Annotated in this window: 1 pseudogene; it reads left to right on the top strand. The window is 61.4% G+C overall.

What is annotated here, in order from left to right:
- Positions 1–992, top strand: a pseudogene (locus tag FKZ61_RS23725) (IS630 family transposase); the annotation flags it as partial.
- Between the last annotated feature and the right edge of the window lie 11 nt (positions 993–1,003).

Genomic DNA, 1,003 nt, shown 5'->3' on the forward strand with positions numbered 1-1,003 from the left:
CTCTCGGCGGAGGGGAAGACCGACCGGTTTATTGCGAATGTGTTGAAGGTCAACCCCCAGACGGTGCGAAACATCCGCAAGCGGTTTGCCGAAGAGGGTTTGGAGGCGGCGCTGCAGGAGCGTCCACGGCCGGGAGCCCAGCCGAAGTTGGATGCCAAAGGGGAGGCCTTGCTCATCGCCCTGGCCTGTAGCGACCCGCCGCAGGGGCGGGCGTGCTGGACGATGCAGTTGCTGGCCGACCGGTTGGTGGAGCTAGGGATGGTGGACTCTATCTCCGACGAGACGGTGCGACGGGTGTTAAAAAAAACGAACTCAAGCCCTGGCAGAAGCAGCAGTGGTGTATCAGTCAAGTGACGGCCGACTTTGTGTGGCGGATGGAGGACCTCCTCGACCTCTACGCCGAACCGTATGATCCGCGGCGGCCGGTGGTCTGTTTCGACGAGCGGCCTTACCAGTTGGTGAGGGACAAGCGGGATCCTTTGCCGGTGAAGCCGGGACAGCCCCGGCGGGAGGATTACGAGTATGAGCGCAAGGGCCGTTGCAACCTGTTCCTGACCTTTCAGCCCCTGACCGGGTGGCGGCACGTCGAGGTGACAGAGCGACGGACCGGTCCGGACTTTGCGCAGCAAATGAAGTGGCTGGTAGACGAAGTCTTTCCCGCGGCGGAGGTGATTCGGGTGGTGTTGGACAACCTGAACACCCACACGCCCGTGGCCTTGTACCAGACCTTCCCGCCAGAAGAAGCGCGACGGCTGACGCAGAAGTTGGCGTTTCACTACACGCCCAAGCACGGGAGTTGGTTGAACATGGTGGAGATCGAGTTTTCCGTTCTGGCACGCCAGTGTCTGAATCGGCGCCTGCCGGAGGTGGAAAGCGTATGTCAGGAGGTGAAGGCGTGGGAAGAGGACCGGAACGCGGCCCGGGCCACCGTAGAGTGGCGCTTCACCACGGCAGATGCTTGGTTCAAACTCCATCGCCTATACCCTCAATAATCAATGTGGTA

The organism is Litorilinea aerophila (assembly GCF_006569185.2).
Taxonomy (GTDB): Bacteria; Chloroflexota; Anaerolineae; order Caldilineales; family Caldilineaceae; genus Litorilinea; species Litorilinea aerophila.